The organism is Tabrizicola sp. (assembly GCF_030694085.1).
In the GTDB taxonomy this organism is placed as follows: domain Bacteria; phylum Pseudomonadota; class Alphaproteobacteria; order Rhodobacterales; family Rhodobacteraceae; genus Tabrizicola.
On sequence record NZ_JAUXZE010000009.1, the window covers coordinates 236,097 to 252,445 of the forward strand.

The window sequence follows — 16,349 nt, forward strand, 5'->3', positions numbered from 1 at the left end:
GTCAAACGGAACATACATGGCCCCGCTCACCGACCGCCCCCGCAGCATCGAGCCGCATCTGGAACTGGCGGGCCGCATCCGCCGCTGGCGCGAGGCGCGGGGCTGGAACCAGCAGGCGCTGGCCGAGCGGTCGGGCTTTGCGCGATCGACCCTGTCGAAGATCGAGAACGGGCTTCTGTCGCCGACCTTCGAGATCCTGCTGAAGCTGGCGCAGGGGTTCGACTGCGACCTGTCCGACCTGGTGCGGGCCGAGCCGGTGGCGCTGGTCGGGCGGATGGTGGTGGAACGCGGCACGCCGGGTGCGGCGATCGACAACCCGAACACCCGGCTATGGCCCCTGGGCGCGGACCTGCGCGGGCGGCCGTTCCAGTCCATGCTGGTCGAGTTCACCCAAGCGGACCTTGCCGCCTTCGGCGATTGGAACCGGCATCAGACCGACGACATGCTGCATGTGCTGGCGGGCGTGCTGGTCCTGCATACCGAGGGCTATGCGCCAGTCACCCTTCATCCCGGCGACACGGTGCATTTCGACGGGACGATGCCGCACGCCTGCCTGCGGGGCGGGGCGGACGCTTGCCGCTGCCTGTACGTTTTCGCGCCGCGCTAAAAGCGTTCGGCGCGCAGGACCTCGGCATCGGTGACGCCGATCACGCCGATATGCCGGTCGACCACTGCAAAGGCGGCTTCCAGCAGGGCGTCCAGCCGGTCCGGCCGGATCAGGCAGACCACCGACACCATCCCGTTGCGCCCGACCTGCCCCTCGCGGCTCCAGCGACCCGAGCGGCCCGAACCGCCCAGGACCGGCAGCACGGTGAAGCCGGTCACCCCGGCTTTTTCCAGCGCCTGCGTCAGGCGGCTTTCCATCGGCGCCTCGATGATGATCTCGACCCGTTTCGCCTTGTGCGTCTGCATGCGTCAGCCCCCCACTGCCTGCGCCACGGCCACCCAGGCCGGAATCCCGATCACCAGATTGAACGGGAAAGTCACGCCCAGCGACAGGGTCAGATAGATCGACGGGTTGGCGTCCGGCAGCGCCACCCGCATCGCGGCGGGCACGGCGATGTAGCTGGCCGACCCCGCCAACACCATCATCAGCGCGACGCCGCCTGTGGACAGCCCCAGAAGCATCCCCGCCGCCAGCCCGAAGCCCGCGCCCACCACGGGCATCACCAGACCGAAGGCCAGCACCCCCGCCGTCAGCACGCCCTTGGCGTTGCGCATCCCGCGGCCCGCGACCAGACCCATGTCCAGAAGGAACAGGCACAGCACGCCCTGGAAGGGGGCCACGATGAACGCCTCGATCCGCTGCATCCCTTGGTCCCCGGTCACAAGGCCGATCAGGAAGGACCCGACCAGCAGGACGATGGACCCGTTCAGCAGGATCTCGCGCCAGAGGTCGGCGTCCATCTTCTCGGCCCGTCCGCCCGAGCGGGACGCCAGATACAGTGCCGAGATGATCGCCGGAGCCTCCATCGCGGCGGCGACGGCCACCATGTAGCCTTCGGCGGCCAAACCAGCGGCCTGCAGGACCGAAGACCCGGTGACGAAGGTCACGATCGAGATCGAGCCGTAATGCGCCGCGACGGCGGCGGTGTCAGTGGCGGAAAGCCGGGTCATGACCTTCAAAAGCGCAAAGGCCGCGAAGGGGATGACAAAGGACAGGATCACGCCCGCAACCAGCGCGGCGACAAGGCGGGCGTCCAACCCATGATCGGCCACGGCGACCCCGCCCTTGAAGCCGATGGAGAACAGCAGGTAGATCGACATCCCCTTGGCTACCGCCTCGGGGATGGTCAACTCGCTGCGCGCAAGGGCCGCGAACAGGCCCAGCGCAAAGCACAGGATCATCGGCGTCAGTAGGTTGGCGCTGGCCAGCGCCAGGATGTCCTGCATATCTGTCCCCCGTGCGTTTTGGCCCATATGGCGTATGCCACGGAAACCGCAACCCCAGCCCGCGATAATCCGGTTTCGTTCTTCCCCGACTCACTGGCGACTGCTACAGCTAGGGGCATGACGCTTCACACCCCCAAGATAACGGGCGCACAGGGCCGTCCGGTGATCCGGCAACTGGACGAGGCCGCGATCAACCGCATCGCGGCGGGCGAGGTGGTGGAGCGTCCCGCTTCGGCGGTGAAGGAACTTGTGGAAAACGCGCTCGACGCTGGGGCCTCGCGTATCCAGGTGGACATCGCCGATGGCGGCAAGACGCTGATCCGGGTGACGGATGACGGTTGCGGGATGACGGCCGAGGACCTGCCCCTGGCCCTGTCACGCCATGCCACGTCCAAGATCGACGGGTCGGACCTTCTGGACATCCGCAGCTTCGGCTTCCGGGGCGAGGCGCTTCCCAGCTTGGGCGCAGTCGGTCGGCTGACCATCACCTCGCGCGCCGAAGGCGATGCGGCGCAGATCGCTTGCGAAGGCAGCCGCCTGTCCCCCGTAAAGCCCGCCGCGCTGACCCGTGGCACGGTGGTCGAACTCCGCGACCTGTTCTTCGCCACCCCGGCGCGGCTGAAATTCCTGCGGTCGGATCGGGCCGAGTTGCAGGCCGTGACCGAGGTGATCCGCCGTCTGGCGATGGCCGAACCCCTGGTCGGCTTCACCCTGCGCGACGTGACGGGGGGTGAGGCGCGCACCCTGTTCCGCGCCGATCCGGCAAGTGGCGACCTGTTCGACGCGCTTGGGTCCCGCCTTGCCAGCGTCATCGGCCGCGACTTCACCGACAACGCGTTGCGGATCGACGCGGAACGTGACGGCCTGCGCCTGCAGGGCTATGCCGCGCTGCCGACCTATTCGCGGGGGTCATCGGCGCAGCAATACCTGTTCGTCAACGGCCGCCCGGTGCTGGACCGGATGCTCTATGGTGCGCTGCGGGCGGCCTATTTCGACGTGCTGTCGCGTGACCGCCACCCTGCCGCCGTCCTGAACCTGATCGCCGATCCGCAGCGTGTCGACGTGAACGTCCACCCCGCCAAGGCCGAGGTGCGGTTCCGCGAACCCGACGCGGCGCGGTCGCTGATCATCACCGCGCTGAAATCTGCGCTGACCGGGGCAGGGCATCGTGCGTCGTCAACCGTGGGCACCGCCACGCTGGACGCCTTCCGCCCCGAACACGTGCGCGTCTACCAGATGGACCGGCCCAGCCCGGCCAGTTTCGCCCGTGCCTTCGCCTTCCAGGCCCCCCAGACCCTTGAAGGCTTTGCCGAGGCCCCCCAGGCCTCCACCTTCGCGCCGCCCAACGAGGAGAAGGCGCAGCCGCACGACGAGCAGCCCAAGGCGCACCCGCTTGGGGCCGCCCGCGCGCACCTGCATGAAAACTACATCGTCGCCCAGACCGCGACCGGCATCGTCATCGTCGACCAGCACGCCGCGCATGAACGCCTGGTCTACGAACGCCTGAAACGCCAGCAGGCCGAGACCGGCATCCGCGCCCAGGCCCTGCTTATCCCCGAGATCGTCGATCTGTCGCCGACAGACGCCGCCCGCCTGCTGGATGCCGCCCCGGCGCTGGCCGAGGTCGGCCTGACCATCGAACCCTTCGGCGGCAGCGCCGTGGCGATCCGTGAGACTCCGGCGATCCTTGGCCCGGTCAACGGCGCGGCGCTGATCCGCGACATCCTCGACGAACTCGCGGACTCTGGCGACAGCACGCTCGTCCGCGCGAAGATCGACGCGATCCTGTCGCGGATGGCCTGTCACGGGTCCGTCCGCTCCGGCCGCCAGATGCGCCCCGAGGAGATGAACGCCCTTCTGCGCGAGATGGAGGCGACGCCCCTTTCCGGCCAGTGCAACCACGGGCGGCCGACCTATGTGGAACTGTCGCTCCACGATATCGAACGCCTGTTCGGTCGCCGATGATCACGCTTTTTGGCCAGACCTACGCGTGGAACGACCCCGAGATCCTGCTTCTCGGCGCGGTCGCCTTGATCTTCGTCGTGCTTCTTGTCCTGATCCTGCGCAGCGTGAACCGCTCCGCCACGGCGGCAGAACCCTTGATGCGCGAAATCGGCTGGCTTTCCAGCCGGTTGCAGCAGCTGGGTGATGGGCAGGAACGGCTGGCGGGGGGCCTCCACCATGTCAGCGAGGCGCAGGCCGTCAGCCAGACCGCCATGTTGCAGGTGATGGAGCAGCGGCTGGCCGAAGTTCAACGCCAGATGACCGAGGCCCTGCATGGCACCTCGACCCGCACGGCGCGGTCATTGGGAGAGTTGCAGACCCGGCTGGAAACCATCGACAAGGCGCAGGCCAATATCGAAAAGCTGTCGGGCAACGTCCTTTCCCTGCAGGACATCCTGTCGAACAAGCAAACGCGTGGCGCCTTCGGGGAAATCCAGCTGCATGACATCGTGCAGAAGGCCTTGCCGAAGGACGCCTACACGATGCAGGCGACGCTTTCGAACGGCCGCCGCGCCGACTGCCTGATCCACCTGCCGAACCCTCCCGGCCCCATCGTCATCGACGCCAAGTTCCCGCTGGAGGCCTATGAGGCAATCCGCCGCGCCGACACACCCCGAGGCGTCACCGAAGCCGCGCAAGCAATGCGCACCGCCGTCCGCGCCCATATCCGGGCCATTTCCGAGAAATACATCGTCGAGGGCGAAACGGCGGACGGCGCGCTGATGTTCCTGCCCTCGGAAGCGGTCTATGCCGAACTGCACGCGAACTTCCCCGAACTTGTGCGCGAGGGGTTCGCGGTGAAGGTCTGGATCGTGTCACCGACCACCTGCATGGCCACACTGAACACGATGCGGGCGGTGCTGAAGGACGCAAGGATGCGCGAACAGGCCGGGGCGATCCGCAAGGAACTGGCGCTGCTTTATGCCGACGTGGACCGTTTGGGCACCCGTGTCGAAAGCCTGGACCGCCACTTCGGCCAGGCGGCAAAGGACATCGAGGACATCAAGATCTCGTCCGAAAAGGCCGGGAAACGCGCCCGGCGGCTGGACAACTTCGACTTCGAGGAACTGGCGCCGGACACCCCCGCCAAGGTGATCGGCCCCACCGCCGCCGAGTGACGCACGTAGGGTGGGCGGTCCCGCTTGCGGGTTCGCCCACCGCCCGCCCAAGGAGAACCATGCTCCACCTGACCCCCGCCGACTACCGCGTCCAGCCCTGGAAGAACGGTCGCGGCACCACGACCGAGCTCCTGCATCTGACCGACCCTGCCGGGACGACGCTCATGCGCTTGTCCTGCGCCTCGGTGGTCGAGGATGGCCCCTTCTCGCTGTTTCCCGGACTCGAGCGGAACCTCACGGTCCTGACTGGCACGGGCTTCCGCCTGACCGGCCCGGACCTGAACCTGCGCTGCGACCCCTTGGTCCCGGTGTCCTTTCCCGGCGACGTCGAGACCTGGGCCAGCGAAACCAATGGCCAGCCCTCCGACGACTTCAACGTGATGACCGCTCGCCACCTGCCCCGGCCCGAAGTGACCGTGGTCCAGAACGCTTCCCTTCCAGTCGGCGGCAGTCTCGCGTTGTATGCCCTGGCGCCGTGCCGGGTGAACGGCAAGGATATCGCTACCGGCGACCTGCTGCTGACGACAGAACCCGCCCACCTTTCGGGGGACGGGTTCCTGATCGCGGTCCGATCTTTCGGCCTTTAGATCCGCAGCAGCGGCTGTGCCAGACGGGGCAGCAGCCCCCGGAACCGCAGCGGCGCATCCGTCGCCGCCAGGCAGATGCAGTCCTGCCCTGCCAGCGCAACCGGAGTGTGCTCAAGGTCCTCATCGGCAATCTCGATATCGCCGCGGGCGAAGCGGTCGTTGTCGTCGGCAAAGGCACCCTGCAGGACCAGCGTCAGTTCCATCCCGCGGTGGCCGTGGTCCGGCACCGCCTTGCCCGCCGGGATGAACAGCAGCCGTGCCGAGGCATCCTTGCCGGTTGGCAGGATCGCCTGCTTCACGCCGCCGCCGACCTTGCGCCAGCGCACTGCCGACAGGTCGCCACCGATATAGTCGGCCAAGGGCGCCGGGAAGATTCCCGCCGGCCGCAACGGGTCGGTCCGCGTCGCCTGCGGCAGCCCTTCGATCCGCGCCAGTGTCCGGGACAAGGCATCCTCGCCCATCGCGATCTCGTCCGCTTCCTCCAGAAGCGTCCCGCCCACTGCATCAAATGCCCCCAACCGCGCCCGGCACTCGTCGCACAGCGACACATGCGTGGCGACAACCAGGTTGAACGCCTCGGGCAGCTGGCCGGCCGCATAGCCCATCAAGAGCTGGTCCGAGAGATGGTGGCGTATTGTCATGTCCCTAGTCCTTCAACCCATCTGGTGGCGCAGCTTGTCCAGCGCCAGCCGTATCCGCGATTTGATCGTCCCCAGGGGAAGCCCCGTTTCGGCGGCAATCTCGCTGTGCGAGAGGTCGCCGTAAAAGGCGCGTTCGATCAGTGTCCTTTGCGGCGCAGGCAACGCCGCGAGCGCGCGCCCCAGCCGTTCCGTCTCTTGCTGGGCTTCCAGAACTTCGGCCATGTCAGGCTCGGGCTCTGGTCCCCAATCCAATTCCTCCGGCTCGGCCCGCCGCGACTTGCGCAGCGCGTCGATCCGCCGGTTGCGGGCGATGGTATAGACCCAGGTCGCCACGCTGGCGCGGGTCGGGTCGAAGAGATGCGACTTCTGCCACAGCGTTGCCATGACGTCCTGCGCACATTCCTCGGCCAGCGCCGCACCCGCCCCCGACTTCATCAGGAAGGCCTTCACCCGTGGGGCGAAGTGCCGGAACAGCGCCGCAAAGGCCGCCTTGTCCTGATGGTCGCGCACCTTCACCAGAAGGGCGGCCCAGTCTGTCTCGTCCTCCGCCTTCGCCAACGATCCGTCCTTCTTCTGCCGCGAACCGACCCGTGTCACCGGCCCCGAGGGCACCGGCGGCATGGCCTGTTCCGTCATAGCGACTCTGCTGGCGTCAAGCATCATGCAGCTTCTACGCCGGCAACCCGCAGCCGGATCATTTTTCAGCGATCTGGAGCGGCCGAGCAACAAGTCAAGGGAAAGTGTCAACTTCGATTGACAGTTATTTGGCATCTGTCACGGTGACGGAACCTGACAGGAAACCTTGTTCGCACCTCAACCTCGCAAGCTTGGGGTCAGGGTGATCCGATCAGGCGCGCGTTGCGTAACCCAGTGAACAGAATATCCAGGGAAGCCCTCTTAGATGCCTTTCGAACAGTTCGGTAACACCCCCCGCCGCATCGCCGTGATCGGGGGGGGCATTTCCGGCATGGCCGCAGCGCACATGCTGGCCGACCGCAATTCGGTCGTCCTGTTCGAGGCAGAGCCGCGGCTGGGTGGTCATGCCCGCACGGTGATCGCGGGCAAGCGCCGCGACCAGCCTGTCGACACCGGCTTCATCGTCTTCAACCGGGTGAACTATCCGCATCTCGTGCGGCTGTTCGAAAAGCTTGACGTGCCGGTCACCGAAAGCAGCATGTCCTTCGGCGCCTCGATCCGGGGCGGCGCGGTGGAATACGGGCTGGCCTCGATGGACTCGATCTTCGCCCAGCGCAAGAACGCCTTCAACCCGCGCTTCCTGCGGATGCTGTCGGACATCCTGCACTTCAACCGCAACGCCGAGGCCGTCGCGAACGACCCCTCCATGACCATCCGCGAGCTTCTCTCCCGGCTGGGCACCGGCAGCTATTTCCGCGACCATTACATCACCCCGTTTTCGGGTGCGATCTGGTCCACGCCGACCTCGGGCATCCTCGACTTCCCCGCGCAGGCCCTGGTCCGTTTCTTCCGCAACCACGCGCTGATGGACGTCGAAGGGCAGCACCAGTGGTACACGGTCAAGGGCGGCTCGGTGCAATACGTCCAGCGCCTGCAGGCCGCGATGACCGCGCAGGGTGTCGACATCCGCACCGCCACCCCGATCGCATCTGTGCGGCGCGAAGCCGGTTCGGTCTTCGTCCGCGCGACGGGCTGCGAACCCGAGCTTTTCGACGACGTGATCTTCGCCACCCATTCCGACATCACGCTGAAGCTTCTGGCCGACGGCACGCCCGAGGAAACCGGGGCTCTCGCCGCGATCCGCTATCAGCCGAACGAGGCGGTTCTGCACTCCGACGCCTCGCTGATGCCCCGGTCGCGCAAGGTCTGGTCCTCCTGGTCCTACGTCGAACCCAAGACCGGCCCGGGCGAACGCATCGACCTGACCTACTGGATGAACTCCCTGCAGCCGATCCCGCAGGACGACCCGCTGTTCGTGACGCTGAACACCACGCGCCCGATCCGGGACGAGCTGATCCACGATGTGAACACCTTCCACCACCCGGTCTTCGACGTCGCCGCCTTCGCGGCCCAGGACCGCATCCGCACGACGAACGGCACCCGCAACACCTGGTTCTGCGGCGCATGGATGAAGAACGGCTTCCACGAGGACGGCTTCGCTTCGGCGGTGGACGTGGTGCAGGCGATGGCGGAACGGCACGCCTTCCGGCTTGTCGCATGACCGAAAGCGGACATACTTGGGTCCAGCGGATTCCGGCGGAAACCTTCCACGGCCGCAAGGGCGCCGTGAAGAACGCCTTCCGCTATTCGGTGGACTACCTGCTGCTCGACCCCGCCAGGGCCAAAGGTCCCACCCTGTTTTCGCGGAACAAGGGCAACCTGATGTCGGTCCATGATGCCGACCACGGCGGCATGCCGGGTCAGGGCACCGGCGCCCAATGGGCCCGCGAGGTGCTGACCCAGCACAACCTTGCGCACGACCGCCTCCTTCTCCTCGCCCAGCCTCGACTTCTGGGCCATGTCTTCAACCCGGTCTCGTTCTGGCTGTCCTACGATCACCTCGGCCACCTCCGTGCCGTGATCGCCGAGGTGACGAACACCTACGGCGACCGCCATTCCTATCTCTGCCACCGCGAGGATCGCGCGCCGATCAGCCGCGAGGACACGATCCAGGCGCAGAAGATCTTCCACGTCTCGCCCTTCCAGCCCGTCACCGGCACCTACACCTTCCGCTTCGACATCAAGCCCGACCGGATCGGCATCTGGATCGACTACACCACCCCCGGCGGCGGTCTTTTCACCAACCTGATCGGCCCGCGCCAGCCCCTGACCAACCGCGGCATCCTCGCCTCTGCCCTCCGCCGCCCCTTCGGCTCGCGCCGCGTCCTGGCGCTGATCCACTGGCAGGCGCTGAAGCTGTGGCTGAAGAAGGTCAAGTTCCACGGCCGCCCAACGCCGCCCGCCGAAGACATCTCGCGCTGATGCGCCAGCCTGTCGCCTTTCACATTTGCCCAAATATCCCCGCCGGAGGCCTGGACCCGAGCCGGGTGCGCGCCCTTCGCGCGCAGAGGCGAGACAAAAGGCTTGCGCCGCAAGGCGCTCAATTCAATAGCCGCCGATGACCACTCGCCTCCCCGCTTGGTCGCTCTTCGCCGCGCTGATCGCGATGGCGGGTCTGCCGATCTACATCCATGCCCCCAAGTTCTTCGTGGACACCTACGGCACCTCGCTCGCCGCGATGGGACTGACCCTTGCCGCGCTGCGCCTGATCGACGTCGTCCAGGACCCTCTTCTCGGGTGGCTGGCCGAGGCGACGCGCCCCCGCCGCCGCCTGACCATCGCCATCGCCACGACCCTGATGGCCGCTTCGCTCTGGGGCCTCTTCGCGGTCACACCGCCCATGCCACCGCTGTTGTGGTTCGCCCTGACCCTGGCCGTCCTCTTCTCGGCCTTCTCCTACCTCACCATCTGCTTTTATGCCGAAGGCGTGTCCAAGGCGCAGACCCTTGGCGGCCAGGGCCACATCCGCCTTGCGGGCTGGCGTGAGGGCGGCTCGCTTCTCGGCGTCTGCCTTGCGGCCACCGCTCCCGTGGCCCTCGCGTTCGTCAGTACCCAGCCCTTCACAGCCTTCGCCCTGATCTTCGCCGCCGTGGCTCTGATCGCCACCCTCGCCATGCACCGCGAATGGCAGGGCACCCCGGCCGATCCCACCCCGAACCCCCTGGACCTCTTCCGCCCGGTCCTTGCCGACCCCTTGTCCCGCCGCCTGCTCCTCATCGCGCTCCTCAATGCCTCCCCTGTCGCCGTCACCTCCACCCTCTTCCTTTTCTTCGTCGAAAGCCGCCTTTCGCTTCCCGGCTGGGAGGGCCCGCTCCTCCTCCTCTTCTTCCTTGCCGCCGCCGCATCGACCCCGGTCTGGAGCCTCCTCGCCCGCCGCCACGGCCCGCGCCCCGTCCTCCTCGGCGCAATGATGCTGGCCATCGCAAGCTTCCTCTGGACCCTCACCCTCGGGACTGGAGACCTGATCCCCTTCGCCCTGATCTGCATCGCGTCGGGGGTAGCACTTGGCGCCGACCTCACGCTCCTGCCAGCGATCTTCGCCCAGCGCCTGGCCCAGACCGGCACGTCTGAGGCTGCAGCCTTCGGACTGTGGTCCTTCGTGTCGAAACTCTCGCTTGCGCTGGCAGCCCTGACAATCCTGCCCAGCCTCCAGGCCGCAGGCTTCCAACCTGGCCAGACAAACCCCGAAAGCGCCCTCGCCACGCTCACATTGATCTACGCGGGCCTGCCTTGCGTATTGAAGCTGACCGCCATCGCGCTGCTTGCCCGGACAAAGCTGACCATGCCCCTGAAGGACCCCGCATGATGACCCCGATCCTCTCCGCCCTTGCAGGCGCGCTGGTCGTCCTCGCCCTGATCGCTCTGCGCAGTCGCTTGGCCTCGTTCCAGGCTCAGGACCCGGCCGACTATCGCGGCAAGGGACCCGACTTCGACCTCCGCCGCCACCTCTCCGGCCCCCTTGCCTGCGAGGGCGTGATCTTCGGCCCCACCGGCCGCGTGACCTCACGCTTCGTCGCCGACATGCAGGGCAGCTGGACCGGCACAACCGGCACCTTGGCAGAGGTCTTCCGCTATGACAGCGGCACAATCCAGCACCGCGCCTGGACGCTCGCCCTGAAGCCCGATGGCACGATCATCGCCACCGCCCCCGACGTGGTTGGACAGGGGACGGGCCGCGCCGAGGGCTCGGGCGTCGTGCTGCGCTACCGCATCCGCCTCACGCCCGAGGCGGGGGGGCATGTGCTCGACGTGACCGACTGGATGTATCTTCTGGAAAACGGCACGATCATGAACCGCTCGCAGTTCCGCAAATTCGGCATCAAGGTCGCCGAACTGGTCGCAACGATGCGTCCCGTTCCTGCCCAGGCGCGGCAACTGGCCGCCGCCGAATGAGGGATTTCAAGGGCAAGCGCTACTGGCTGGTCGGCGCGTCCGAGGGCCTTGGGCTTGCCCTGGCGCAGAAGCTCAGTGCAGCGGGGGCCGAGGTGATCCTCTCGGCCCGCACCGAAGACAGCCTGAAAGCAGCAGCTGCCACCCTGCCCGGTCCCGCGACGATCCTGCCGGTGGACGTCGCCTCCTCCGACAGCGTGACCGCAGCGGCTGCCCAACTGCCTGACCTGGATGGACTGGTGTTCCTTGCGGGGGTTTACTGGCCCATGCGCGCCCAGGACTGGGACGCCAAGGCCGCCGAGGCGATGGCTAATGTGAATTTCACCGGCTGCATCCGGGCCGTAGGCGCCGCGCTGCCGGGGATGGTCGCGCGGAACCGGGGCCATATCGTGATCACCGGATCCCTTTCGGGTTTCCGGGGCCTGCCCGGGGCGATCGGCTATGCCGCGTCCAAGGCCGGAACGATGGTCCTGGCAGAATCGCTGTATGCTGACCTGCGCAAGTCCGGCGTCACGGTGCAACTGGCGAACCCCGGCTTCATCCGCACCCGGCTGACGGCGAAGAACGATTTCACCATGCCCTTCATCATGGACCCAGAAGCCGCCGCCGACATCATGTTCCGGCACATGCAATCCGGCCGCTTCAAGATCAGCTTTCCGACCGTCTTCTCATGGCTGTTCCGGGGCGGCAACTTCCTGCCCGACGCGCTCTACTACCGGATGTTCCCGCCGAAATGATGCTCGGGCGTAGGGTGGGCTGTTCGCCCACCCTCCCGTCGTCAGCCGTGCTTGACCATCACGTGCCGGACCACGGTGTAGTCCTCCAGCGCATAGGCCGACATGTCCTTGCCATAGCCCGACTGCTTCAGGCCCCCGTGCGGCATTTCGTTGGTCAGCATGAAGTGGGTGTTGATCCAGGTGCAGCCGTAACGCAGCCGCGCCGCCGTCGCCATCGCGCGACCCACATCGCGGGTCCAGACCGAGGACGCCAGGCCATAATCGCTGTCGTTGGCCCAACCCACCGCCTCGTCCACATCGCTGAACGGAGTGACGCTGACCACCGGCCCGAAGACCTCGCGCCGGACGATCTCGTCGTCCTGCTTGGCCCCGGCAACGACGGTCGGACGGTAGTAGAAGCCCTGCTCCATCGCCTCTCCGCCCGTGGTGATCTGGACGTGGTTCAGCTCTCGCGCGCGGTTGACGAAGCTGGCCACCCGGTCGCGCTGGCGTTGGCTGATCAGCGGACCGATTTCATTGGTGGCGTCATCCTCCGCCCCCAGAACGATGGATGACGCCGCCGAGGTGAGGTCCGCAACAAGATTGTCGTAGACCTTCTTCCCGGCATAGACCCGGCAGGCCGCGGTGCAATCCTGACCGGCGTTGTAGAAGCTGAACGCCCGCAGCCCCTCGACCACCTCGGCGATGTCGGCATCGTCGAACACGATCACCGGGGCTTTGCCGCCCAGTTCCAGATGCGTGCGCTTAACCGTCTTGGCGGCGGCATCCAGCATCTTCTTGCCCGTGGCCACGTCGCCGGTGAGGGAAATCATGTCCACCTGCGGATGGTTGATCAGATAGCTGCCCACCGTCTGCCCGCGCCCGGCGATGACGTTGACCACGCCCTCGGGCAGGACATCGGCCAGGATATGCGCCAGCTTCAGCGCGGTCAGTGGGGTCTGTTCGCTGGGCTTGAACACCACGGTATTGCCGCCGCCGATGGCCGGCCCAAGCTTCCAGGCCATCATCATCAGCGGGTAGTTCCAGGGCGCAATCGACGCCACCACCCCAACCGGATCGCGCCGGATCATGCTGGTATGGCCCGACAGGTATTCCCCCGCCACCGTCCCGGTCATGCAGCGCACCGCGCCCGCAAAGTAGCGGAAGCAATCCACGATCGCCGGGATCTCGTCGTTCAGCGCCGCATTGATCGGCTTGCCGCAGTTCAGCGCCTCAAGCTGGGCAAAGGCCTCCGCCTCGGCCTCGATCCGGTCGGCGATCCGCAACAGCGCCGAGGACCGTTCCGCAGGCGTGGTCCGCGACCAGCCCTCGAAAGCCTTGCGCGCAGCCGCCACCGCCCGGTCGACCTGCGCGGTCGAGGCTTCCGGCACCTCAAGGATCAAGCCGCCCGTGCGCGGGTTCAGGATCTGCTCGGGGGTTTCCTGGCCCGCCTCGAAGGCGTTGCCGATCAGGAATTTGGTCTGGATGGTCATGGGGGTAATCTCCCTATTTGCCCATGCCGGCGGTCTCGGACCCGCCGCGGGTGAGGTAGTAGGCGATGAGGATCGGCACGAAGGTGGCCGCGAAGACCAGGATGGCGACGACATTGGTGACGGGGCGCTGGCGCGGGCGGACCAGCTCGTTCAGCATCCAGATCGGCAGGGTCGATTGCTGGCCCGCGGTGAAGGTGGTGACGATGACCTCGTCGAACGACAGCGCAAAGGCCAGCATCCCGCCCGCCAGCAGGGCCGAGCCAAGGTTCGGCAGCAGGACATGGCGGAAGGTCTGGAAACTGTTCGCGCCAAGGTCGGCGCTGGCCTCCATGATCCCGCCGGACAGGCGGCGCATCCGGGCGATGGCGTTGTTGTAGACGATGACGATGCAGAAGGTCGCGTGGCCCAGGACGATGGTCCAGGTCGAGAACGGGATGTCCATGATCCCGAAGGCCGACCGCAGCGACATGCCGGTAATGACACCGGGCAAGGCGATGGGCAGCAGGATCAACAGGCTGATCTGGTCGCGCCCGAAGAACCTGGCCCGCGCCATCGCGGCGGCGGCCAGCGTGCCAAGGATCATCGCCATCAGGGTCGAGATCGCAGCCACCCGCAGCGACAGCCACAGGGGCGGCCAGATGTCCGCGCGGTTCCAGGCGACCCCGAACCACTGGGTCGTGTATCCCGGCGGCGGGAAGGCATAGCTGCGCTCTTCGGTCGTGAAGGCGTAAAGGAAGATCAGCAGGATCGGCAGGTGAAGGAACAACAGCCCACCCAGTGCCGCCAGCTTCAGTCCCCAGGTGGCGTCAGAGCGCATCGAACGCCCCCGCCCGTTTGGCCAGCGTCAGGTAGACCAGCATGATCAGGATCGGCACCACGGCAAAGGCGGCGGCCAGCGGCGTGTTCCCCGCCGTGCCCTGCAACTGGTAGACCGTAAGGCCGATGAAGCGCGACGAATCCCCCACGATCTGCGGGATGATGTAGTCGCCCAGCGTCAGCGAGAAGGTGAAGATCGACCCGGCGATCACCCCCGGCAGGGCCAGGGGCAGGATCACCGTGCGGAAGGTCTGCGACCGCGTGGCACCCAGGTCGGCCGAGGCCTCCAGCATCGAATTCGGCACCCGCTCAAGCGCGGCCTGCATCGGCAGGATCATGTAGGGCAGCCAGATGTAGACGAAGACAAGGAAGGTCCCGAAGGGCGAGGTCGACAGCGATGACCCCTCCAACCCCGGGATCGACAGGATGCCGTCGATGATCCACGAGGTATGCGTTCCTGCCGCCGCCCAGCCAAGGATGCCTTCCTTGGCAAGGATCAGCTTCCAGGCATAGACCTTGACCAGGTAGGACGACCACAAGGGCAGCATGACGCCAAGGTAGAACGCCGCCTTCCACGGCCCCCGCGCATAGCGCGCGGCATAATACGCGATGGGGAAGGCCAGGATCGCGCAGGCCAGCGTCACCGCCGTCGCCATGACCACGGTGCGGACGATGATGTCCAGGTTCTGCGCCCGAAAGAGCTCGCCGTAGGTCTTGAGCGTGAACTCCTCCTTCACCACGCCCGAAAACTCGTCGATCGAGTAGAAGGACTGGAGAAGCAGGGCAAAAAGCGAGCCCAGGTAGACGACGCCGAGCCAGAGGAGCGGTGGCGTGATGAGGAGGACGAGCAGCAGCCGCGGACGCCGCCAGAACGTGCCGGTCAGCCGGTCCGCCGCGCCCCTGGCGGGAAGGATCGCGGGGGCGGTCATCGCTGCGCCCTGCCGGGACGAAAATTCTTGAAGAAAGAATTTTGGGCGCTTCTTCCTGCCGCGTCGCACCGGCGGTCACGGTCGGAGCCTCCGGCGGGGATACTTGTGCAAAGATGAAAGCCAGAGATTTGCTTCAACCTTTCATCTTTGCAGCAAATATCCCGGGGGTGAGGGGGCAGCGCCCCCTGCGACAGCGCGTCGGGGTGGCTGCACATCAGTTGGCCCCCATCAGGTGCAGCGCCGAGGGCTCGAAGGCGATGGCGGTGGTCGCGCCTTCGGCCGGGACGGGCTGGCCGGCGGGGACCAGGGCCGCGATCTCGGTGTCGCCCGTATGGATCACGACGCGGGTGCCCGAACCGAGGTAGCGCAGCGCGGTGACTGTGCCGCTGACCGGGCCGGTCGCGGCCAGGCGCGTGGCCTCGGGACGCAGCGACGCCCATTGTTCGGGCCCGCCGAGGGCGCGGGTCAAGGCGGGCGGCAGCACGTTGGACGAGCCGACGAAATCGGCGACAAAGCGGGTGGCAGGGCGGTCGTAGATGTCCTGGGGGCTGCCGATCTGGGCGATCCTGCCATCGTTGAAGACGGCAAGGCTGTCGGCCATCGACAGCGCCTCGTGCTGGTCGTGGGTGACGAAGACGAAGGTCAGGCCCAGGCGCCGTTGCAGGGCCTTCAATTCGTCCTGCATCGCCTCGCGCAGTTTCAGGTCCAGGGCGCCCAGGGGTTCGTCCAGCAAGAGAACGCGGGGTTCGTTGACCAGCGCGCGCGCCAGGGCCACCCGCTGACGCTGCCCGCCGGACAGTTGCGCGGGCTTGCGGTCGCCGTAGGCGTCAAGCTTGACCAGGGCCAGCATCTCTTCGGCCCGGGCATGGCGTTGCGCCCGGCCGATGCCCTTGACCATCAGCCCGTAGGCCACGTTGTCGCGCACGTTCATGTGCGGGAAAAGCGCATAGTCCTGGAACACCGTGTTCACGTTGCGCAGATGCGGCGGGGTGTTCGACACGTCCTCGCCGAAGATGCGGATCTGCCCGCCCGTGGGCTTTTCAAATCCCGAGATCAGCCGCAGGCAGGTGGTCTTGCCCGACCCCGACGGGCCCAGCATCGCGAAGAACGAGCCCTCGGCGATGGTCAGGTCGACGCGGTCGACGGCTTTCACCGGACCGAAATGGCGCGACACGTTGTGGAACTCGACAGCTGAGGTCATGGAACATCCGTAGGGTGCGCTTTGG

General features: G+C 66.8%; 17 protein-coding genes. 9 read left to right on the forward strand and 8 right to left on the reverse strand.

Annotated features, from left to right (window positions below; all coding sequences use genetic code 11):
• The first annotated feature begins 16 nt into the window (after positions 1–16).
• Entirely contained in the window at positions 17–607 is a 591-nt protein-coding gene (locus tag Q8M85_RS02295) for a helix-turn-helix domain-containing protein (RefSeq protein WP_305539700.1), read from the forward strand.
• Here Q8M85_RS02295 and Q8M85_RS02300 read toward each other — a convergent pair.
• Positions 604–912: a P-II family nitrogen regulator gene (locus Q8M85_RS02300; RefSeq protein WP_305539703.1), complete on the reverse strand. Its 309-nt coding sequence runs from the start codon at positions 910–912 to the stop codon at positions 604–606. The genes Q8M85_RS02295 and Q8M85_RS02300 overlap by 4 nt on opposite strands.
• 3 nt (positions 913–915) lie before the next feature.
• Positions 916–1,893 carry a sodium-dependent bicarbonate transport family permease gene (locus Q8M85_RS02305; RefSeq protein WP_305539706.1) on the reverse strand — a complete coding sequence of 326 codons (978 nt, stop codon included), beginning with the start codon at positions 1,891–1,893 and terminating at the stop codon, positions 916–918.
• A gap of 117 nt (positions 1,894–2,010) precedes the next feature.
• Here Q8M85_RS02305 and mutL point away from each other — a divergent pair, with 117 nt between their 5' ends.
• Genes mutL through Q8M85_RS02320 form a run of 3 tightly spaced genes read left to right on the forward strand, consistent with a single transcriptional unit; the run spans position 2,011 to position 5,602 of the window.
• Positions 2,011–3,858: a DNA mismatch repair endonuclease MutL gene (gene mutL / locus Q8M85_RS02310; protein ID WP_305539709.1), complete on the forward strand. Its 1,848-nt coding sequence runs from the start codon at positions 2,011–2,013 to the stop codon at positions 3,856–3,858.
• Complete coding sequence (locus Q8M85_RS02315; protein ID WP_305539712.1) at positions 3,855–5,015, forward strand: DNA recombination protein RmuC; 1,161 nt, start codon at positions 3,855–3,857, stop codon at positions 5,013–5,015. Before mutL ends, Q8M85_RS02315 begins: the two co-directional genes overlap by 4 nt.
• A gap of 59 nt (positions 5,016–5,074) precedes the next feature.
• The gene (locus tag Q8M85_RS02320) at positions 5,075–5,602 is read left to right on the forward strand and encodes a HutD family protein (protein ID WP_305539715.1); all 528 of its coding nucleotides are present in this window, start codon (positions 5,075–5,077) and stop codon (positions 5,600–5,602) included.
• On the opposite strand, the gene Q8M85_RS02325 is transcribed toward Q8M85_RS02320, so the two are convergent.
• Together Q8M85_RS02325 and Q8M85_RS02330 are read right to left on the reverse strand one after the other, a co-directional pair.
• A complete protein-coding gene (locus Q8M85_RS02325) occupies positions 5,599–6,243 on the reverse strand; it encodes a ChrR family anti-sigma-E factor (protein ID WP_305539718.1) in 645 nt (214 codons plus the stop codon). The genes Q8M85_RS02320 and Q8M85_RS02325 overlap by 4 nt on opposite strands.
• A gap of 12 nt (positions 6,244–6,255) precedes the next feature.
• Entirely contained in the window at positions 6,256–6,879 is a 624-nt protein-coding gene (locus Q8M85_RS02330) for a sigma-70 family RNA polymerase sigma factor (protein ID WP_305539721.1), read from the reverse strand.
• A gap of 265 nt (positions 6,880–7,144) precedes the next feature.
• Between Q8M85_RS02330 and Q8M85_RS02335 the strand changes: the two genes are divergently transcribed.
• From Q8M85_RS02335 to Q8M85_RS02355, 5 genes are all read left to right on the forward strand, one after another.
• Positions 7,145–8,440, forward strand: coding sequence for an NAD(P)/FAD-dependent oxidoreductase (locus Q8M85_RS02335; protein WP_305539724.1), 1,296 nt, complete (start codon positions 7,145–7,147; stop codon positions 8,438–8,440).
• Positions 8,437–9,201, forward strand: coding sequence for a DUF1365 domain-containing protein (locus Q8M85_RS02340; RefSeq protein ID WP_305539726.1), 765 nt, complete (start codon positions 8,437–8,439; stop codon positions 9,199–9,201). The genes Q8M85_RS02335 and Q8M85_RS02340 overlap by 4 nt, the downstream gene beginning before the upstream one ends.
• Before the next feature lie 136 nt (positions 9,202–9,337).
• Entirely contained in the window at positions 9,338–10,585 is a 1,248-nt protein-coding gene (locus Q8M85_RS02345) for an MFS transporter (protein ID WP_305539728.1), read from the forward strand.
• On the forward strand, positions 10,585–11,172 hold the full coding sequence (locus Q8M85_RS02350; protein WP_305539731.1) for a DUF3833 domain-containing protein: 588 nt from the start codon (positions 10,585–10,587) through the stop codon (positions 11,170–11,172). The genes Q8M85_RS02345 and Q8M85_RS02350 overlap by 1 nt, the downstream gene beginning before the upstream one ends.
• The gene (locus Q8M85_RS02355; protein WP_305539734.1) at positions 11,169–11,906 is read left to right on the forward strand and encodes an SDR family oxidoreductase; all 738 of its coding nucleotides are present in this window, start codon (positions 11,169–11,171) and stop codon (positions 11,904–11,906) included. The genes Q8M85_RS02350 and Q8M85_RS02355 overlap by 4 nt, the downstream gene beginning before the upstream one ends.
• Positions 11,907–11,947: 41 nt before the next feature.
• Here Q8M85_RS02355 and Q8M85_RS02360 read toward each other — a convergent pair whose 3' ends face one another.
• From Q8M85_RS02360 to Q8M85_RS02375, 4 genes are all read right to left on the reverse strand, one after another.
• Positions 11,948–13,372 carry a gamma-aminobutyraldehyde dehydrogenase gene (locus Q8M85_RS02360; protein ID WP_371135181.1) on the reverse strand — a complete coding sequence of 475 codons (1,425 nt, stop codon included), beginning with the start codon at positions 13,370–13,372 and terminating at the stop codon, positions 11,948–11,950.
• A 19-nt stretch (positions 13,373–13,391) separates the two neighbouring features.
• Complete coding sequence (locus tag Q8M85_RS02365; protein ID WP_305539740.1) at positions 13,392–14,195, reverse strand: ABC transporter permease; 804 nt, start codon at positions 14,193–14,195, stop codon at positions 13,392–13,394.
• The gene (locus Q8M85_RS02370; RefSeq protein WP_305539743.1) at positions 14,185–15,123 is read right to left on the reverse strand and encodes an ABC transporter permease; all 939 of its coding nucleotides are present in this window, start codon (positions 15,121–15,123) and stop codon (positions 14,185–14,187) included. Before Q8M85_RS02370 ends, Q8M85_RS02365 begins: the two co-directional genes overlap by 11 nt.
• Before the next feature lie 214 nt (positions 15,124–15,337).
• A complete protein-coding gene (locus Q8M85_RS02375; protein ID WP_305539746.1) occupies positions 15,338–16,324 on the reverse strand; it encodes an ABC transporter ATP-binding protein in 987 nt (328 codons plus the stop codon).
• Positions 16,325–16,349 lie beyond the last annotated feature (25 nt).